The sequence below is a fragment of the Longivirga aurantiaca genome (assembly GCF_042660085.1).
In the GTDB taxonomy this organism is placed as follows: Bacteria; Actinomycetota; Actinomycetes; order S36-B12; family CAIYMF01; genus Longivirga; species Longivirga aurantiaca.
Genome location: NZ_JBHSTI010000004.1, coordinates 1 through 819 on the forward strand (window position 1 = coordinate 1; position 819 = coordinate 819).

The window sequence follows — 819 nt, forward strand, 5'->3', positions numbered from 1 at the left end:
CCGAGCTCGCCGACAAGGCACGCACCGCGGCCGCCAACTGCCCCGAGCTGGCCATCGTCATCTCCGAAGGCTGACGTGTCCGACGTCGGCGTCCTGGTCGTCGGGGGTGGCCTCGCAGGCTGCACCGTGGCCAGGGCGCTGGAGGATGCCGGCCGGGGGAGCGACGTCCTCGTCGTCGACCCGGACCCCCATGCCCCCTACGACCGGCCGCCGCTGACCAAGGCGTTCCTCGCCGACGATGACCGTCTCACCCAGCGGCCGCCGTGGGCGCCCGGTGCCGTGGACTGGCTCGCGGACTGCGTGGTCGCCGTCGACCTCATGGGCCGCGCCGTCCGGCTGGCGTCGGGTCGGACGCTCACCGCGGAGACCATCGTGCTCGCGGCGGGGTCGCTGGCTCGCACGCTGCCAGGTCGTCCCGACCGCGTGATCACGGTGCGGTTCGCGGAGGACGCCCGGCGGGTCAGGGAGCTGCGCAGGTCCGGCGCGTCACGGTTCCTCATCGAGGGCGCCGGGCCCCTCGGACTCGAGCTCGCGTCGACGCTCGCGTCCGACGGCGCCGAGGTCACCGTGGTCGACCCGGCGTCGGCGCCGATGGAGAGGCTGCTCGGCGGCGCGCTCGGGGAGGAGGTGTCCGGCTGGGCGCGGGATGCGGGGGTGCGGCTGCTCTTGGGCACGAAGATCGCGAACGTGTCCGCACTCGGCGACGGGGCGGGGGTCGAGGCGGTGCGCAGCACGGGCGCCCCCGAGGTGTGCGACTGCATGATCACGGCGGTCGGCAGCGTGCCCGCCCCCCTCATGCTGATGGGTCCGGCCGGGCCG

At 75.3% G+C, this 819-nt stretch carries 1 protein-coding gene; it reads left to right on the forward strand.

What is annotated here, in order from left to right:
* Positions 1–75: 75 nt before the first annotated feature.
* Positions 76–819, forward strand: a 744-nt coding sequence (locus tag ACFQGU_RS03610) for an FAD-dependent oxidoreductase (RefSeq protein WP_386763998.1), incomplete at its 3' end; no start/stop codon positions are given.